This is a genomic window from Lysinibacillus sp. RS10 (genome assembly GCF_041956855.1).
Lineage (GTDB): Bacteria > Bacillota > Bacilli > Bacillales_A > Planococcaceae > Lysinibacillus > Lysinibacillus xylanilyticus_A.
Genome location: NZ_CP167122.1, coordinates 2,723,714 through 2,740,542 on the forward strand (window position 1 = coordinate 2,723,714; position 16,829 = coordinate 2,740,542).

General features: G+C 35.0%; 18 protein-coding genes and 1 pseudogene. 4 read left to right on the top strand and 15 right to left on the bottom strand.

Translation table 11 applies throughout. From position 1 onward, the window contains the following. Positions 1-91: 91 nt before the first annotated feature. From ACB089_RS13955 to ACB089_RS13985, 7 genes are all read right to left on the bottom strand, one after another. Complete coding sequence (locus tag ACB089_RS13955) at positions 92-2,275, bottom strand: helix-turn-helix domain-containing protein (protein WP_374966943.1); 2,184 nt, start codon at positions 2,273-2,275, stop codon at positions 92-94. A gap of 448 nt (positions 2,276-2,723) precedes the next feature. Continuing rightward, positions 2,724-4,550, bottom strand: coding sequence for an ABC transporter ATP-binding protein (locus ACB089_RS13960; protein WP_374966944.1), 1,827 nt, complete (start codon positions 4,548-4,550; stop codon positions 2,724-2,726). After that, on the bottom strand, positions 4,543-6,306 hold the full coding sequence (locus ACB089_RS13965; protein WP_374966945.1) for an ABC transporter ATP-binding protein: 1,764 nt from the start codon (positions 6,304-6,306) through the stop codon (positions 4,543-4,545). The genes ACB089_RS13960 and ACB089_RS13965 overlap by 8 nt, the downstream gene beginning before the upstream one ends. Positions 6,307-6,376: 70 nt before the next feature. Then, a complete protein-coding gene (locus tag ACB089_RS13970; RefSeq protein WP_374966946.1) occupies positions 6,377-6,820 on the bottom strand; it encodes a MarR family winged helix-turn-helix transcriptional regulator in 444 nt (147 codons plus the stop codon). A 798-nt stretch (positions 6,821-7,618) separates the two neighbouring features. Next, entirely contained in the window at positions 7,619-7,765 is a 147-nt protein-coding gene (locus ACB089_RS13975) for a hypothetical protein (RefSeq protein WP_374966947.1), read from the bottom strand. Between the two features lie 18 nt (positions 7,766-7,783). Further along, a complete protein-coding gene (locus tag ACB089_RS13980) occupies positions 7,784-8,356 on the bottom strand; it encodes a hypothetical protein (RefSeq protein WP_374966948.1) in 573 nt (190 codons plus the stop codon). 227 nt (positions 8,357-8,583) lie between these two features. After that, a complete protein-coding gene (locus tag ACB089_RS13985; protein ID WP_374966949.1) occupies positions 8,584-9,159 on the bottom strand; it encodes a phosphoglycerate mutase family protein in 576 nt (191 codons plus the stop codon). Between the two features lie 299 nt (positions 9,160-9,458). Between ACB089_RS13985 and ACB089_RS13990 the strand changes: the two genes are divergently transcribed. Together ACB089_RS13990 and ACB089_RS13995 are read left to right on the top strand one after the other, a co-directional pair. After that, the gene (locus tag ACB089_RS13990) at positions 9,459-9,680 is read left to right on the top strand and encodes a hypothetical protein (RefSeq protein WP_374966950.1); all 222 of its coding nucleotides are present in this window, start codon (positions 9,459-9,461) and stop codon (positions 9,678-9,680) included. Between the two features lie 76 nt (positions 9,681-9,756). Then, positions 9,757-10,605 carry a hypothetical protein gene (locus ACB089_RS13995; RefSeq protein WP_374966951.1) on the top strand — a complete coding sequence of 283 codons (849 nt, stop codon included), beginning with the start codon at positions 9,757-9,759 and terminating at the stop codon, positions 10,603-10,605. Positions 10,606-10,799: 194 nt separating this feature from the next. Here the strand turns inward: ACB089_RS13995 and ACB089_RS14000 are convergent, their stop codons facing one another. Beyond that, complete coding sequence (locus tag ACB089_RS14000; RefSeq protein ID WP_374967566.1) at positions 10,800-11,420, bottom strand: NAD(P)-dependent oxidoreductase; 621 nt, start codon at positions 11,418-11,420, stop codon at positions 10,800-10,802. Between the two features lie 91 nt (positions 11,421-11,511). After that, complete coding sequence (locus tag ACB089_RS14005) at positions 11,512-11,901, bottom strand: hypothetical protein (RefSeq protein ID WP_374966952.1); 390 nt, start codon at positions 11,899-11,901, stop codon at positions 11,512-11,514. Between the two features lie 351 nt (positions 11,902-12,252). Between ACB089_RS14005 and ACB089_RS14010 the strand changes: the two genes are divergently transcribed. Then, complete coding sequence (locus ACB089_RS14010) at positions 12,253-12,702, top strand: hypothetical protein (RefSeq protein ID WP_374966953.1); 450 nt, start codon at positions 12,253-12,255, stop codon at positions 12,700-12,702. Positions 12,703-12,849: 147 nt separating this feature from the next. Here the strand turns inward: ACB089_RS14010 and ACB089_RS14015 are convergent, their stop codons facing one another. The 5 genes from ACB089_RS14015 to ACB089_RS14035 form a co-directional block, all read right to left on the bottom strand. Then, a complete protein-coding gene (locus tag ACB089_RS14015) occupies positions 12,850-13,152 on the bottom strand; it encodes a hypothetical protein (protein WP_368637716.1) in 303 nt (100 codons plus the stop codon). Positions 13,153-13,389: 237 nt separating this feature from the next. Beyond that, positions 13,390-13,590 (bottom strand): hypothetical protein, encoded by a 201-nt coding sequence (locus ACB089_RS14020; RefSeq protein ID WP_374966954.1) that lies wholly within the window; start codon positions 13,588-13,590, stop codon positions 13,390-13,392. A gap of 277 nt (positions 13,591-13,867) precedes the next feature. Further along, positions 13,868-14,551, bottom strand: coding sequence for a DUF1963 domain-containing protein (locus ACB089_RS14025; protein WP_374966955.1), 684 nt, complete (start codon positions 14,549-14,551; stop codon positions 13,868-13,870). A gap of 3 nt (positions 14,552-14,554) precedes the next feature. After that, positions 14,555-15,115 carry a DNA-3-methyladenine glycosylase I gene (locus tag ACB089_RS14030; protein ID WP_374966956.1) on the bottom strand — a complete coding sequence of 187 codons (561 nt, stop codon included), beginning with the start codon at positions 15,113-15,115 and terminating at the stop codon, positions 14,555-14,557. Positions 15,116-15,139: 24 nt separating this feature from the next. Further along, the gene (locus ACB089_RS14035; RefSeq protein WP_374966957.1) at positions 15,140-15,736 is read right to left on the bottom strand and encodes a class I SAM-dependent methyltransferase; all 597 of its coding nucleotides are present in this window, start codon (positions 15,734-15,736) and stop codon (positions 15,140-15,142) included. A gap of 284 nt (positions 15,737-16,020) precedes the next feature. Between ACB089_RS14035 and aac(6') the strand changes: the two genes are divergently transcribed. Then, positions 16,021-16,455 (top strand): aminoglycoside 6'-N-acetyltransferase, encoded by a 435-nt coding sequence (gene aac(6'), locus ACB089_RS14040; RefSeq protein WP_374966958.1) that lies wholly within the window; start codon positions 16,021-16,023, stop codon positions 16,453-16,455. A 100-nt stretch (positions 16,456-16,555) separates the two neighbouring features. Here aac(6') and ACB089_RS14045 read toward each other — a convergent pair. Then, positions 16,556-16,771, bottom strand: a pseudogene (locus ACB089_RS14045) (anti sigma factor C-terminal domain-containing protein); the annotation flags it as partial. Positions 16,772-16,829 lie beyond the last annotated feature (58 nt).

The following is a 16,829-nucleotide window of genomic DNA, read 5'->3' on the forward strand; positions in this document are numbered from 1 at the left end:
GGTGTAAAAAATATGAAAAGGAAAAGAGGCAATTCGTTCGGTTTTGAACGAATTGCCTTTTTTTGATTTAGCTCACACTTACAAGGGCCACTTAAAAGATCTGTCGATTTAAATCGTATAGTTTGATTGCCATCATTAAGTTAAAACGTGTCTCTGAATCATTTAAATCTATTTCCAGTAGACTCTCAATCTTTTCTAAACGGTAAAGTAACGAGCTTCGATGAATAAATAACTCATCAGAGGTACCTTTTGCATTGCCGTTATTCTGCAAATAAGTGCTGAGTGTTTGAAGCAAATCAATATTCTTTTTATCTGTAAAATCAAGCAATATGCCCAACTGACTTTTAATGAATGTAGTGACAACTGAAGAGTTTAGATCATGCAAGATTGTGTATGATCCTATTTCTTCAAACAATGAATAGCCCTTAGATTTAAATCGGCTTTTAACGACATTTAATACTTGCAATGATTGTTCGTAACTATTGAAATACTCATTCATATTTTCTACCTTACTCCCAATGCCTAAGTAAACTTCACACTTTATCATACTTTTGGATACTGCTTTTCTTACTCTTTTATAAAAATCCACCCAAAACTGTTTACGATTTTTTTCATCCTCTATCGGCACAATGAATAAATAGTGTTCACTCAATGTAGCCATTAAAATTTTCTTCGATTTCAGCGTAATTCCTTCATTAATGTAATCCCATACAATCGATTTTTTTACTGTTTGCTCAAATAAATTCAGTCCAGCTACTTCAGATTCAGCCAAGTCGATTGACAAATTTGCTACACGATGAGGCTTAAAAATATCCCATTGAAAAAGATTTGCATATTGCAAAATACTTTGGTCATCCTCAATATTTTTCACAAGTAATTTACTCATCAATGTATCTTTCGCCTGTTTATCGGCATCCAACACAAGTTTCTGCTTGATGAATTGAATGGAACAAATATTTCTTGAAAGTTCCACAGTCAATTGATCAAATTCATCTAAATCTCCATTATTTATGCAAATTGCCAGATAGCCCAATAGCGCATTCACACCATTGATTGGCGAAATCAAAAAGGGGGGTCCGCCTTGTTCCAATATTTTAAACGTCCCTGTCCTTATACGCTCATTTTCCAATACCTCTCTCAACTTACCAATATCCCCTAATTCACTTTCTTCAATTTTGTATGATAAAGGATGGAAAAAACGATCTAATAAAATCACTGAACCACAATATAATTCAGCTAACATTTTCGTTACACCGTGAAAATCATCAGTGACAACCGTTTCTTTCACAAGAGCTTGCTGATAATCGAGGAGGATTTGTAAACGTTTACGATTATCTTTCTCTAAATTGTAAAGTAGCGCATTTTTGAGCAAAATCGCTATATGATCACTTAATAATTTCAGTGTATTTACATCGTCTTCTGAAAATAGGAGATTGCCATTCTTATTTCCTACTTGCAGAACACCGATTGTTTTCAAATCAACGATAATCGGGATTGTTATTTGATGACCACCCGATTTTTCGATGAATGGAAAATACTCTTTAAATGTATTTTTATGATCCACTATAACCTTTTCATCGAAATCTTTAATACCAAATATAGGGACTTGTAAATCAAAACAATTTTCTTTTTCATTAAATAAATAGATACAGGCAGATTGTGCATTTGTCCCTAGTCCAGCTTGGGTAGTAAATTCATTTATATTCTCCTTGAGTGACTGATTAATTGATAAGTTTCGACTAATCCACTCAATTCCCTCAATTTTTCTTAATTGCTGGTCCTTACGTCTTGCCAAAGAAATCGCAATCGCAACATCTTTACCGAACTCATCAAATATTTTATCCATTTCAAGCAAAGGTACATAGGTAAAAAATCCGATAATACAATATCCAAATCGATGTACATCATCTGTAAGAGGCACTGTAAACCATGTTTTTACACCCGTTTCTTTTAACTTAGCCATTAATAGACAGTCTTCCTGTTTGTTCGTTTCTTTACTATGTAAACTTTGCTCAAGTATTAGCGGTGAGCATTTTTCTATTTCCATAGGAAAAACATGACTAAACTCATTAGCATTTCCACCCCATGCTTTCGGTACGAATTCATCAGCATCCACCAAAATCACACCAACAAAATCACAATATAGCTCTGATTTAAATGACTCTATTAAATAATGAATCGCTTCTTCTTCCGTCCCCATTTTAATCAATTGCCTCGATGTCATTCGCAAATGATGTTCAAGTCTATTTATAATCTTTTCTTTATTCGCCCCCATGTATAAGTTCCCCCTTCTTGTCTAAAAGCATATTTGTAATTAACTATTCGACATGAGAAGTGGTACTACCTTTTTTGGTACGCCGCTTCTAGTTGAATGGGTTATGTTAGATAATCAGATACTAAAAAAATAGACCATTGCAACAAAAAGGAACGTTTGTTTGTAAACTTAGACTATTAACTAAGAGCCTTTAGCTGTCATCGTCAGCGTTCTAACATACGTTTTTCATTACCGTTCAAATAGCGTTCAACAGCTTATAGTTTTTCTTCTGCAGTAAATTTAGACAAAAAAACTGCAACTCCAATTGTTAGATGGTGTGTCTAATAATTGGGGTGCAGTTCATAGGAAAACGAGGTACTTTTTATAAATCTTTATTATTAACGATCAATCTTCTTTACAAAGCTACTCTCTCCCCTAGTAACCGGAAGGGAGTATATGGGCATTGATTTTAAGAAGCATCTTCAAACTGACTATTATATAGATCCGCATAGAATCCTTTTTCGGCAATCAGCTCTTCATGATTACCGCTTTCAATAATATCTCCGTCTTTCATAACTAAAATTAAATCGGCGTTTTTAATTGTTGAAAGTCTATGCGCAATGACAAATGATGTTCGGCCCACCATCAACTTATCCATTGCTTTTTGAATAAGTGCCTCAGTACGCGTATCAACGGAACTAGTAGCTTCATCTAAAATAAGCAACGGTGCTTTTTTAACCATTGCCCTAGCAATCGTAATAAGCTGTTTCTGTCCGACAGATAAACTTGTATTATCATTTAAAACTGTATCATAACCTTTCGGCAACGTTTTAATAAAGTGGTCCAAACCTACTGCCCGACAAGCTGCAACTACTTCTTCATCGGTTACATGCTCTTTGTTATAAATGATATTTTCCTTAATGGTACCTTCGAATAACCAAGTATCTTGCAGCACCATGCAAAATAAGTCATGAACATTTTTACGAGTAATGGACTTAGTCGGTACATCCTCAATCATGATTTCCCCGCTGTCTATTTCATAGAAACGCATGAGTAGATTAACAAGTGTTGTTTTCCCAGCCCCTGTAGGTCCGACGATTGCCACTTTTTGTCCGGCTTTTATTTGAGCAGAGAAATCTTTAATAATAAGTTTCTCTTTCGTATATCCGAACTTAACATTTTCAAATTTTACATTACCTTTAACATCTTTAGCATCTAAAGTGGCTTCCTTATCACTTTCATCTTTAAGCTCCTCTTCTTGTAAGAACTCAAATACACGTTCGCTCGCTGCGGCAGTTGACTGCAAGCTTGTAGCTGCCTGTGCTAATTGAGACAACGGCTGCGTAAATAAGCGGATATAGACCATAAATGAAACAATAACACCAAATGTAATGGATCCTTTCATTGTTAGTGCAGCACCTACTACACAAACAACAACATAACCTAAATTTCCAATAAAGATCATGAGAGGCATCATCATGCCCGACATAAACTGTGCTCGCCAAGCGCTATTAAATAGACTTTCATTGATTTCATTAAATTCTTGCTTCGCTACATTTTCACCGTTATAAACCTTCATAACACTATGCCCTGAATAGATTTCTTCAATATGACCATTTATTCTACCAAGGTCTTGCTGCTGACGAACGAAGTACTTGCGAGATTTGGATATAATAAAAGTCATGAATACAAATCCAATGAAAGTTGCAGCAATGGCAGAAAGAGCCATCGTAACATTAATATAGAACATCATTATCAAAGATCCAAAGAACATTACTGCCGCTGATACTAACGAACCGATACTTTGGTTTAGAGACTGTCCAATCATATCCACATCATTCGTGACACGGCTTAACACATCGCCGTTGGTTGTAGAATCAAAGTATTTCAACGGTAATCTATCGATTTTGTTCGAGATATCTGTCCGTAATCTTTTGGAAACTCTCTGCGTAATAGTAGCCATCATAAACGCTTGAATATAATTGAAGATAAAACTCAACCCATACAAAATAGCAAGGAACAGACCAATTTTTCCGATAGCCGTAAGATCAATCTCACCAGCCATGCCTTCCATTATCAAATCGGTGATCTCACTAAGTTTATTGGGTCCAATGATCGTAAAAATTGTTCCTACAACTGCTAATACAAGCGCAAAGATAATCGCAGGCAAATAAGGTTTACAATAGGCAATCAACTTCCCCCAAGGCTTTTTAAAATTCTTGGGCTTTTCTCCAGGAGCCATCATATGACCTGGACCACCTGGACCTTTTCGGGGCTTATTTTGTGTATTAGTCATTTTCCAACTCCTCCTTCGATAGCTGAGAATAGGCGATTTCCTGATAAGTGTTACAAGTTTTCAATAATTCACTATGTTTTCCCATACCAACAATTTTACCTTCATCAAGAACAATAATTTTATCAGCATCTTTAATTGTTCCAATTCGCTGTGCCACAATTAAAGAGGTTGCACCTTTTGTCTCTTTTTTCAATGTAGAACGAAGTTGACGGTCCGTTTTATAATCTAATGCAGAGAACGAATCATCAAAAATAAAGATTTCTGGATTTCTATTAACTGCCCTTGCAATAGAAATACGCTGTTTCTGTCCTCCCGAAAGATTTGTACCACCTTGGGCGATCGCCGCTTCATATTCGCCTTCCATTGTCTCCACAAATTCCTTACCTTGGGCAATTTCCACTGCTTTTTTGATTCCTTCATCTGTTGAAGGGATCTGGCCGTTTTCACCGTAGGCAACATTAGATTTTACCGTACCTGAAAATAATACGGCTTTTTGTGAAACGTAGCCAAGCTTATTATAAAGAGCTTCATGTGCGTATTCTTTCACATTGATTCCGTCGACTAATACCTCTCCCTCCGTAGCATCGTAAAATCTTGGGATTAAATTAATTAACGTACTCTTACCACTACCCGTAGAACCGATAAAAGCAACAGTTTCGCCTTTATGTGCTGTAAAGCTAATATCCTTTAAAACATAGTCTTCTGCATCAGGATATTTAAAACTAACTTTACGCAGTTCGATTTCACCTTCGATTCCTTTAGGCGACGATTTTATGTCTCCATCAATAATTGTCTGAGGTGTATTTAGTACTTCATTAATACGTGCTGCAGATACTGCTGCTCTCGGTAGCAAAATGAACGTCATTGATAATAGCATAAATGCCATAACTACCTGCATTGCATAAGATGAAAATACGACCATATCACTAAACTTACCGATTCTATCCATACCCGCTGCATTATTAATTAAATGCGCTCCAATCCAATAGATTGCAAGAGTTAAACCTGACATAATCAGACCCATCCCTGGCTGCATAAGGGCCATAAGGCGATTCACAAAAAGATTTGTATCCGTTAAGTTTTTATTTACTTGTTCAAATTTTTCTTCCTGATACCCTTGTGCGTTATAAGCATGAACAACACGAATACCAGTTAAACCTTCTCTTGTTACTCGATTAAGATTATCTGTCAGTTTTTGAACGACTTTAAATTTCGGTAGCACAAAGATAATCAGGTTACCTATCAAAATAAGTAAAACAATGACAGCTACTCCTGTTGCCGCTGACCACTCCCAACTTTTCCCCATAATCTTCAAAATAGCCCACGTTGCAAGGATAGGAGCCTTGATCATAACTTGAAGACCCATTGCAACGGTTTGCTGTATTTGCGTAATATCATTTGTAGAACGAGTAATAAGACTTGCGATTGAAAAACCATTAATCTCCTCCATAGAGAAAGATAAAGTTTTGTCAAATACTCCTTTTCGCAATTCCTTTGAAAGAGACGTTGCTACCTTTGCCGCAAAATAACCAACAACGACTGCCAATATCATACTGCCAAGGGCACATAAAAGCATCTTTCCTCCAGCTGACCATATCTCGCTCGTTTTACTGCCCTCTGTTTGGACAAGTGTCGTAATTTTAGACATATAATCTGGCAACTTCAAATCCAGCCAAACTTGCCCTACAATGAACACAATGCTGGCAACGATTAGCGTCCATTCTTTTGGTTTTAAGTATTTAAATATTTTCAACATGTTTGCAGTCCTCCCTATTTAGTTAGCGTGCTAACTATATAGTAATAAAAACATCAAAATAGCATCTTCTTCAAGATTCAATATTCTCTTTCATAGCATCCATCACTTCAAAAAAAACTTCCATTTTCTCTTCCGGGATACCTGTTAGTAATTTTTGTTCAAGTATTGCTCTACGGGATTCGATACCGTCATGTATTCTCAGCGCTTCTTCTGTTAAGACAATTTTTTTTAGTCTTGTATCGTAAGGAACTGATTGCCTTGTAATCAAACCATTACTTTCCATGGATTTTAGTACTCTAGACGCTGTTGATTTACGAATAGAAAATGCTCTTTCAAAATCCTTTTGAAACACATCTTTATCTTGGTTTTTGTAAAGATAACTAATCGTCCAACCGTGCATGGCCGTAAGGTTATCTTTTTCCGGTAATGTAGTACATGTGGTTTGATCCAATTGTCTTCTCATTAAGAGAGACAATGTACGCAACTCTAATCCAACTGATCTCCTTTTACTCAATTTTTCTACCTCCAAAATGTTAACGTCTAAACAATAGTATTTAAAAATAGCATCCTCCACAAATGGCGTATTTAACTCAAGACATAGCAAATATTTCGTAAAGATGCTTATGTCCTTAGGTGAAAATAGGTCACTTACAGACGTATTAATTTTGCCATATTGTTTGCAAAAAATGCAACAATAAAACCAAACCACTTACTGGTTATAAAAATAAGTGGTTTTGCTTTGAAATAAAGTATGCTTATAAATGTCAAAATAATAAAGTACATAGTGTTAGTCTAAGCCTGAGTACGTGAATAACGTACTGCTTGGCATAGAATTATTCGTGCGCCAGACCCCCGCTATATTAAGGGCAAATTATCTAGAGCAGAAGTGGATTAATTTTAAAATTGGAATTACCCCCTTTTGGTCTCTTTCTATTGTTTTAATTCCCAAACTCTTGTTGAACTATCCCGCCAGTTCATATTAGTTTAAGTACATTTCTTCACAATCTTTAAATCACAAACTTTATTACTAATTTATCTTCGGGTAACGACATTCAAACATATGTAAATAAAGAGTTCAAACATATTTTATATATTAAATATGTTTGAACTCTTTTGTTGGTTACTTTGTAAAAAAAATGATTAAGAAGGTGCTGCAAACATTGATTTAATGACAGAAGAAAGGCATCATTTTGAAAAAACATTGATCAAAATGAGAGCTTTTAAGATAAGAGTCGCTTCTTCCACAATTGCGCCCGATAATGGAATAAGTTTTCATAAGAATAACGATAATTTTCTCTATTTAGTAATTAACTTAATTCCAGAGATTAAAGTAATAATTGCAAGTAGAGCCTATACGTAACCATGCCATATAAAGCGAGAAGTCGCTACCATATACAGCAGTTGGAGAGGTACCAAAATCATCACCATAAATCGCAATGTTCAAAAATTCTTTCTGCAATAACCCTTTTTCCAACCACTAATTCAACCTTTTTCTTTTATTTAAAATGAAAAACACAACAATGCCAATGGCTACTGCCACTGTAGCCCAAATATACATATGATTTCCATTATGTTTACCTCTTAAATTAACTTCTTCAATCGGGGGCTGTCCTTCTCCAAGTACCTCCAAGTCCTCCTGTGAAGAACTCAACATTTCAGTACGATTACAAATGGCTGATACAAGCGATTTTGCCCCGTACATAATTGATTCATTAGCATAAACCAAATATTCTTCTCCCTTTATAAAATTATATCCACAATCTCCACCACCTTGACCAGTAGTAATGATAATTTGTGATTGTTCAACACCCTTCCAGGTGTTCGTTACCTCAAAAAGAACTGATTTAGTTGTATATCCTTTTAAACTTAGTCTCTCTTTTATATCAACAACTTTCCCACTAAATACGACTTTTGAATTTTCAAATTCTTCTTCTACACTTGGTAAATATGCACATGAACAAGCACATGTAATCGAAGGAAAAGAGCCTATCATAAAAATAACAATAAAAATGAAAGCCAGAAGTGTCATTGCTTTCTTCAAATAAATCATCTCAACCTCTCCCACTATCACTCATGTTTAGTATTTTTTATAATCTAATACTAATATTAACACAGGAATCTAGTTTTGCTTGGTCATATTATTCCATTAAATGTACTATTGATAAAATAGCTGAAGATGAAATTAAAGCAATAAATGGAGTTAATCTATCTAGCTAAGTATGCGATTTTCATAAAAAAGTTTGATCAATTAGATGATCCTTAAAGCACCCCGTCAGTTTAACAAGTAATTTGAAACCATCCTGTTTCTGATGGGAAATCGTTTCTGGATAAATTATGACCTGAAATTAATTGACGATAAGAAGTAATGGTACCATCGTGGGAAACAATATAAATCTTTTCTTTTTGTAATAGCTGGCAATTGATAATAAATTCTTCTGCAATTTTTATGAATTTATTTTCTGGCATAACATTTATTCCATTTGACCATAAATCTAGGGGGACGTTAATATCAATTTCGAAAGTTGGAAAATCTTTTTGGATTATTTCTAAATCGAGTATTTTATCACAAGGCAATGTGCTTTTATCAGGTAATAAAGGAAACAATCGTGGTGAAACTAAAGGACTTACAATCTTGCGACAATCTATATTTTCACTCCAAATAAATGCTGTTCGCAGAGTTCTTCTAGTAGGACTAATGACTATAATATCATCATTAGTTAAAGGGAATTGACTTCTTAACAGTTTTGCTTGTTTCTCCCCTTTAAGTGTTAATGAAGGGTCTTTTATCTGTAAGCTTTTTGGCATATCTAATGTATGTTCACCTTGACCGTGACGAATAAATACTAGATCCATCTAATCACCACTCCTCCTATTTGAATATCTTTCTTCAAATAACCTACGTACATTAATTGAATAAAAAAGCTCCAGATATATTATCTTGAGCAAATGCGTAGCGACCTTTTTTAAAACGTCGTAACTTTGTTTAAAATCTACACAAGAATTTAGCCTTCTCTCCTGCTACCCTATAATCTTTAAATCGAAATGCTCTTTTTATGTTACTGACAATATCCAAAGAATATCATGTACTCAAAGAGCTTTTTCCAATAAAATGGTATGTATAAAGCCAAATGATTGTGAAAAGAGGAATCTTCATGAGAAATGAAAAAAACTGCAAGTCCTTACTAATAACAATTGGTTGGATTAATGCTTTGTTTGCATTTGTCTTTTTTCAATTGTTTTGTGGAATTATTGCCGTTTGCATGGGTATCGTTTTAAAAAGTGATTATCATGCGGAAAAACATGGGCTTACCTTAATTATTGTAGGGATCATAGGTGGGATCGCCGGATGGATACTCAATTATTTATACTTTTAGGCTACAAAAGAGTATTAAGCAAAAAAAGTATGTTAAGACATGATCTGAAGGTTGCTTTACTAGAAGGGAGACGAACATGTTAATTCATGATACAGTAACAGATTTTACCGAAAACTATTTGCCTACCATTGATTATTTAAAGGGATATTATGAAAAACATGCGAGCCATTTTGAAGAATACTTTCGGTATCATTGCCATAATGTAGATGAAAAAATGAAAACTGCTATCCCAAAACATCAAGAAAAGATGCCAGCATTAATGGAAATAAAAGATAAAATGCCTAAGCTTATTCGTGAAATTGTTAGTAACTATGAACGGATGTACAATATCACATTTACAAAGGATGTACACCTGATCGTAGGTTTATATGGAAGTAATGCTTTTACTTACCGACAAATTATTCCAGAAATCGCATTTTGTTTAGAGAAACTTTCTCCTCAAAACCACCATTTAAAAATTATTATCGCTCATGAGTTTGGGCATTCTTTACACCATTTATTATCCGAAAAAAGAGGTATTGATTGGGCTAAAGTAGACTGGGAGAGCCCATTCACTTGGCTTTTACAGGAAGGTATTGCAACGTATTTTTCTATAAAGGTGGTAAATGCCCGGAAAGATGAGTATTTTGCGTTTCAAGATGATTTAGAGTGGTTATCATTTGCTACAAATAATAAACAAAAAATTATCGAAGCGTTTTTAAACGATTTAACTTTGCTCGATGCAAGAGCTGTGTTCCTGGAATGGTTCTCTATTAATGGCGGTAAACGATTTGGCTTTAACCGATTAGCTTATTTTATCGCATATGAGTTAATACAAAGCTTCCTTCAAGAGCTAGCAGAATTGGATGTTATTACATTATGGCGAAACATAAACTATCAAGATATTATTTATCAGCAAATAATCGAAATGCAGAAAAAAGTATGATTCAACTCAATTTTTAAGACTTTGGCTACGCAATAGTTTATTTATGTCCTTAAATCTAGTCTTATTACAACAGGTCTCTTTCTATCGCTGAAGGTGGCCTTTAATTTTTTTTGAGTCTATGTGGCGAAATGGACATGAAAAGAAAAAAGACGTCAATTGGACGTCTTTACTGTTTGATCGTTATCCTTTAGGGTTCAGTACGCAATCCCAACACGCGATTTCAAATATTCCTTGCACTGAATTTGTTGATAGGTAAATTCTGCTGTATCTGCTACCGATATTTCTACCCCACCTTTAGGTAATAAGCTTCGTTCGATACGATAGGTGCCGGTATATTCACCATCAGGTAAGTATGTAGGACAGACGATTGTCCAATCAGTGTCAGATTTCTTCAATAATTCATAGACATTATGATGTTCCTGTGCTGCAAAGGTTGTTTTTCTTTTTGATTCACTCGATTGGTAACGTAGGATACTTGGCATCAGCCGACTTTGTAGAATACCAGCCGTTCCAACAGTTATTATTCTTTTCACATTCATTTTATTCATTGCTTCCAGAATCAGAGACATGCTTTTCGTTAATGTATTTGTACCATCTGTGTTTAATGCACTAATCACAACATCTACATTCTTCATGGCATTTTCTATATCTTGTTTTTCCAACACATTACCTTGTATAATATGCAAATTTTCATTATCTACTTTTACCTTATTTGAGTTGCGCACTACAGCTGTAATGATGTGTTTATCCCGTAACGCTAGGGAAACAATGTGGCTACCAACGCGCCCGGTAGCACCTAAAACTAAAATCCTCAGCATGATCACCTCTTTTTTTGATTATAGCACACAATTTTCTGTACCCATTTCGATGTCTTTACCGATACTGCGCTAATTTTCGTGCCATTTGTTAATGTACATCAATAAGTTTGACATCAACGATAAACATCTGAAGATTATTATTTTTCGCTATCGTGTTGACGATATATTGAATTTCACTTTCTGTACTTTTATCAAATTCATCTAAATTATGTAATTGTATAGTTACTACTTGATTGTTTGGAGATTCAATTAAATACCCTATCGTACTATCTGGAGAATAACCTGCCGCTCGTAATGCTACGATAATTTTTTGCGTAAACTTCGTTTGTTGTAATTTCCCACCAATTTCTTCAGCGTAAACTAGGTCGGGATTTTTTTGCATGGTATATTCAAATGAAGGTTGATTATACTTTATTAATGCTACAGTCATTAATATCAAGGAAAATAAAATAAAAATACCTTTTATTAATCTCCCCATTTATTCTCTCCATTTCATATTTTTTCAAAATAAATAATCTTATTTTTCCGCTCCATACTATATATTTTATACAATGTTACAACATGCAAGTTGTTTTTATTCTTGTATATTCTTGATGACGATTATTTCTTCAGAAACATTTTTTCAGGCGAAAGTCTATCTATCCATCTCTAAAAATTATCTTTTTCTAACATTTATATATATTGAGCTATTCATATTTCTAGAAAAAAATTATTTTTATTCTGACTCAGGGGCATCTTACCAATCTCCTTACATTTTTCAAACATAGATTATAAGTGTAAAGGTTAGCGCTACCAATACAACAAAACTAATCTAAAAGGAGACTAAAATATGCAAGATAATAGATATGGAAAACACATGAACTGGGATCATAAGAAATGCCATTGTGGTAGTTGGCACGACAAATGGCAGCAGGAACATGAGAAGTTAGAGTGCAAGTGCGAATGTAAATGTAAGCATGACAAATGCAAGTGGGAACACGAACATGATAAATGCAAATGCGAACGTGAACATGAAATGAAACACGAGAAATGTCATTGTCATGAAGAAAAGTCTGAACACCATCACTGTAAAGGTTGTGCATGTGATTTCTTAAGACATTTAGAGCCAGGTAGACATGTAGATGTTTTCTTAACTGGCGGTGGTAGATTCTTAGGTCTAATTTTCTTATCCTTTAATCCCAAAAATTGTTGTGCATACTTCCTAGAAGAAGTAGGTAATGCTTACACTACTCTTACTATTGATTGCCAAAAAGTTGATGCAATCAGAAGAGCTGCATAATTAATCCTAGCATTCTAACGCAAATGCATATTGTTCGATCAATACAAAAAGCTCTGAGATCAAAGCAATAACTATTTTTTTTTGACAACTTATCTACTTATATTTTGCCAGGCTAACCGTTAAATAGCCTGGCAATTTTTTGTAATTTTATTCATTTACGATTACTTTCACAACTGGTTCTAATTTTCCTACAAAAGTATCTCCAAGGTAATCTACATCTACTACTACAGCTCGTGGCTCGAAACGTTGAATGCTTTCAATAAGACGTGCGGTATTACGTCTTTTTGCCAGCTGAAAAGGCGGGAGAGTATCTAGTCTAAAACCAAAATCTCTGTATAACGGGCAAGGTATTACGAAAGTAGATAATATAAAAGCTACATTTTGTAATATTTCATCAACGCCTGAAGCATTAAAATTAATATTGCTTGTGGCGGTTACTTGATGTGTCATCCGATCAACCTTTCTTCTACGATACATGCAATGATGTAAGTGAACTTTCATTCATAATAGGAGCTTTTCTTTGAAAAAAGAGCACTTAGTTATTTATGCTAAATGCCTATAAGTTATGAACGAAAATACATTCACTATTGTATGTAATGTTGCAATTTTTTTCTAAACAATTGCATAGTATCAGGTTTCACATCTATCCCGCTTCTTTGCTTGTATTTTCACACGTTAACCCACAATTTATCTTGTTATCGCATAGTAGATTACATACAACCAACTAAAACAACCGTGAATGATTGCCCATAATATTGAATGATTTACACTCCAAGAAATAGTAATGGCTAATACCGAGCCAAAACCAATACCGTTTTTTACCACTGTTTTACTTTCCATTCTTTTCACCTTCTTTGTTCCGTTTTTTTCTGGTATGTGCCGACTCATCTTCATTCCTCCTCTTCATGAGATCAATTAATAAGAGCGATGCGCCCTCATTTCACTCTTCCGTAGCCTCCATCCTATCAAGGACACATAGTAGGAAGTACCCTCAAGCCTTAACAGCATAAATAAGAAAAATTTTATTAGAGTTTATAGCTACTGTTATTGCTGTCACTTTTTTGGTGATTCGCTACATGTCTATTTATCAAGTTATTGTTGAGAATGCCGTATTTATGACCTTTGAATTGACGCTGCTAGCTGTGAAGGAGAAATGATTTTACTGCTAATAAAAATCACAATGAACTCGCCACTCATTTAGCTCTGGATTAAAAAAGAAATAGAAATTTCCATTATCGACGATATTAAAATATGCCTTTTCGTCTGAGGAAATTTGGAATACAAATGGAAACTCCTCACCGAAATCATAACCACTTTGGCAAAAAGCTGGATAGCCACCTATTTTATGAATTGCGTATATTTCCTCTACGATATCATCGAAATACTCAATATGTTCCTCGTGCTCTAGACTCAAAATTTCATCCTCCATATCGGATGGAATCCCTCCCCCATCCCATGCTGGATAATCATTATCAATATGCTTTGGAATAAGTGGGAAAGCACGAATATGTTCATGCTTCCAACTTTGCTGGATTAACCCTTCTAGAGATGTATATGCTCTTATTTCAAAAAAACGGCTAAGATCATCTTCTATAAGGTGATTAAATATTTCTTCTTTAATAAATATCGTTAGCAGTTTAAAATGTTGCAGTGATGCTGGTACAAATGGCAGTTCCTTTAAAAATAAAGTAGCAAGTGGCTGAAATCCTTCTGGCCACTGTTCCTGTCGTAATGACCACACTACATAGCCAATCCAACTTTCTAGTAAGTCATGTGTAGGTCTAATCCCACCTGTTTCAAAGATCGTTGCCTGTCTCACCAACTGTGACTTGATGTCAATGATTTTCATCAGCTAATCCTCACTGCGACAAATACAATCAACGACATGATCATTAACCATTCCTATGGCCTGCATAAATGAATAGCAAATAGTACTACCAACAAATTTAAAGCCGTCTTTTTTCAATTGCTTGCTCATCCGTTCACTAATTTCCGTCGTGACAGGCACATCAGCAATTGACGACCATTCATTGATGATCGGCTGATGATCCACAAAGCCCCAAATATATTCAGAGAACGAACCATACTCCTCTTGTATTCGTAGAAAAGCATGGGCATTCGTCACAACACTGGCAATTTTTAATTTATTACGCACGATACGAGAATCTTGACTTAGCTCCTGTAGCTTGTCCTCCGTATAGAGAACAATTTTCGAAACATCAAATTGGTCGAAAGCAGCCCGGTAGCCCTCTCTCTTTTGTAAGATCGTCCACCAGCTAAGTCCAGCCTGTGCCCCTTCTAGACAGAGCATTTCAAATAAATGCCGATCATCATAGACCGGTTTTCCCCATTCCTTGTCATGATACTCAACATATAAAGGTTCATCTAGCTTGACCCATTCACATCTTTTCATTTATAAATCCCCCATTTTTATGTATTATTTAAGCCCTGTAATACAAAGCCAGCCTTTTTGTGTGTTTTCCTGTATAGTAACGCTTTGAAATCCAACACTTTCAAATAACTGCTGTATCTCAAGTTTTGTTTTATACGCTTTCATATGATAATTAATTTTATAGAGCTCCGAAATAATGATGAATTTACCCCCGTCCTTCAACACTCTAAATACTTCTTTCACATCATTTGCTAAGTCTGGCCAAAAATAATGTGTTTGGAAGGCTGTAATCGTATCGAAAAACTTATCCGTGTACGGAATGCTTGAAACACTTGCTTGCGTCACGATCACTTTTCCATTTGCTACATCTGTTTCATTTGTTTTTATAGATTCTTGCACAGCCTGCGTAGAAAAATCTATACCATAAATTGTACCACTTTGATTCATTTTCGATAATGATCGAAGTGTATTCCCGCCTCCACATCCAATATCCAATACTGTATCGCCATCTTTAATAACTTCTTGACGCATTAGCCAAGTGTTCATACCTTTGTGTGCCTTATTCATAATTCGCAACATCAATGACCCTACGAATCCTTTTGGTTTTTTAGCTTGCTGTATCAGTTTTTGTAAAATTGTCATTCAGGTTCCCCCCTTTCCATCTTCCTTTCAAAAATTTGCTGTGAACTAACAATTAAGGTGTCTTGTGTCGCTTGCATTGTTAGGTGTTCATCCAATTTAGCACCTTACCTTTTAAAGCAGTGAATCTTCGTAAAAATACAAAAGTAATTGCTTTCGCTCAAATTCATTCCTAATATAGATAATAGAAGTACTAACCTCCCTGTATTTTATATCTTATATCTTTTTACGTTCTGAATAATAAAAAGTTTCAATTTTTACCATTTCATTGAAGAAGGAGACTCTATATGATTAAACAAGCCGTCATAGAAGATGTACAAACAGCCGCATTATTAGCACTACAACTTTGGCCAAATCATACTTTAGAAGAATTTAGCGAGGAAATGGCGCAATTAATTAACGCAGAAAACGCTGCGATCTATCTTGCTTATGAAGAAGATGAAGCAGTCGGTTTTGCACAATGTCAACTCCGAACAGATTATGTGGAAGGTACCCACTCAAGCCCAGTCGGCTATTTAGAAGGACTCTTTGTCAAAGAACTAAATCGACAGAAAGGCTTTGCAAAGCTCCTAGTCGAGAGTTGTGAGCAGTGGGCTAAACGTAAGGGATGTATTGAATTTGCAAGTGATTGTGAATTACAAAATCTCGAAAGTCTAGCCGTCCATCTTAAACTAGGTTTCTCAGAAGCTAATCGTATTATTTGCTTTACAAAAAGATTATAAGCATAAGAGCACATCAGAAAAGCGCGAGAAATCAACGTTTTTAAAATTGATTTCTCGCGCTTTTTAAGGTTTTGACCAAATATAGTCTCTTATTTAGATGTTAATATTTATCCGTTATTACTCCGATTGAAGATGCTTTAATAAAATCAAGATCCTGTAAGCTTGTGAGTGTCTTCTTATTACCAGTGACGACAGCCCCATAAATGACAAGATAATTTACTGACAACCCATCAGCTCCGCCAATTTCTTTTTCCAATCGTTTATACTCATCTTGTAAACTTGATTTTTGTCTAGTGCCACTACTTATAGCACGTACAAATTGCTCGGCCGGGTTCTCTGCTACCTTACCATTTGGATTTGATAAATCTTATAAG

Coding starts and splice junctions, on each gene's coding strand:
- ACB089_RS13955 (WP_374966943.1), bottom strand. CDS start 2,275: ATGGGGGCGAATAAAGAAAAGATTATAAATAGACTTGAACATCATTTG.
- ACB089_RS13960 (WP_374966944.1), bottom strand. CDS start 4,550: ATGACTAATACACAAAATAAGCCCCGAAAAGGTCCAGGTGGTCCAGGT.
- ACB089_RS13965 (WP_374966945.1), bottom strand. CDS start 6,306: ATGTTGAAAATATTTAAATACTTAAAACCAAAAGAATGGACGCTAATC.
- ACB089_RS13980 (WP_374966948.1), bottom strand. CDS start 8,356: ATGATTTATTTGAAGAAAGCAATGACACTTCTGGCTTTCATTTTTATT.
- ACB089_RS13985 (WP_374966949.1), bottom strand. CDS start 9,159: ATGGATCTAGTATTTATTCGTCACGGTCAAGGTGAACATACATTAGAT.
- ACB089_RS13990 (WP_374966950.1), top strand. CDS start 9,459: ATGAGAAATGAAAAAAACTGCAAGTCCTTACTAATAACAATTGGTTGG.
- ACB089_RS13995 (WP_374966951.1), top strand. CDS start 9,757: ATGTTAATTCATGATACAGTAACAGATTTTACCGAAAACTATTTGCCT.
- ACB089_RS14005 (WP_374966952.1), bottom strand. CDS start 11,901: ATGGGGAGATTAATAAAAGGTATTTTTATTTTATTTTCCTTGATATTA.
- ACB089_RS14010 (WP_374966953.1), top strand. CDS start 12,253: ATGCAAGATAATAGATATGGAAAACACATGAACTGGGATCATAAGAAA.
- ACB089_RS14015 (WP_368637716.1), bottom strand. CDS start 13,152: ATGACACATCAAGTAACCGCCACAAGCAATATTAATTTTAATGCTTCA.
- ACB089_RS14020 (WP_374966954.1), bottom strand. CDS start 13,590: ATGAGTCGGCACATACCAGAAAAAAACGGAACAAAGAAGGTGAAAAGA.
- ACB089_RS14025 (WP_374966955.1), bottom strand. CDS start 14,551: ATGAAAATCATTGACATCAAGTCACAGTTGGTGAGACAGGCAACGATC.
- ACB089_RS14030 (WP_374966956.1), bottom strand. CDS start 15,115: ATGAAAAGATGTGAATGGGTCAAGCTAGATGAACCTTTATATGTTGAG.
- ACB089_RS14035 (WP_374966957.1), bottom strand. CDS start 15,736: ATGACAATTTTACAAAAACTGATACAGCAAGCTAAAAAACCAAAAGGA.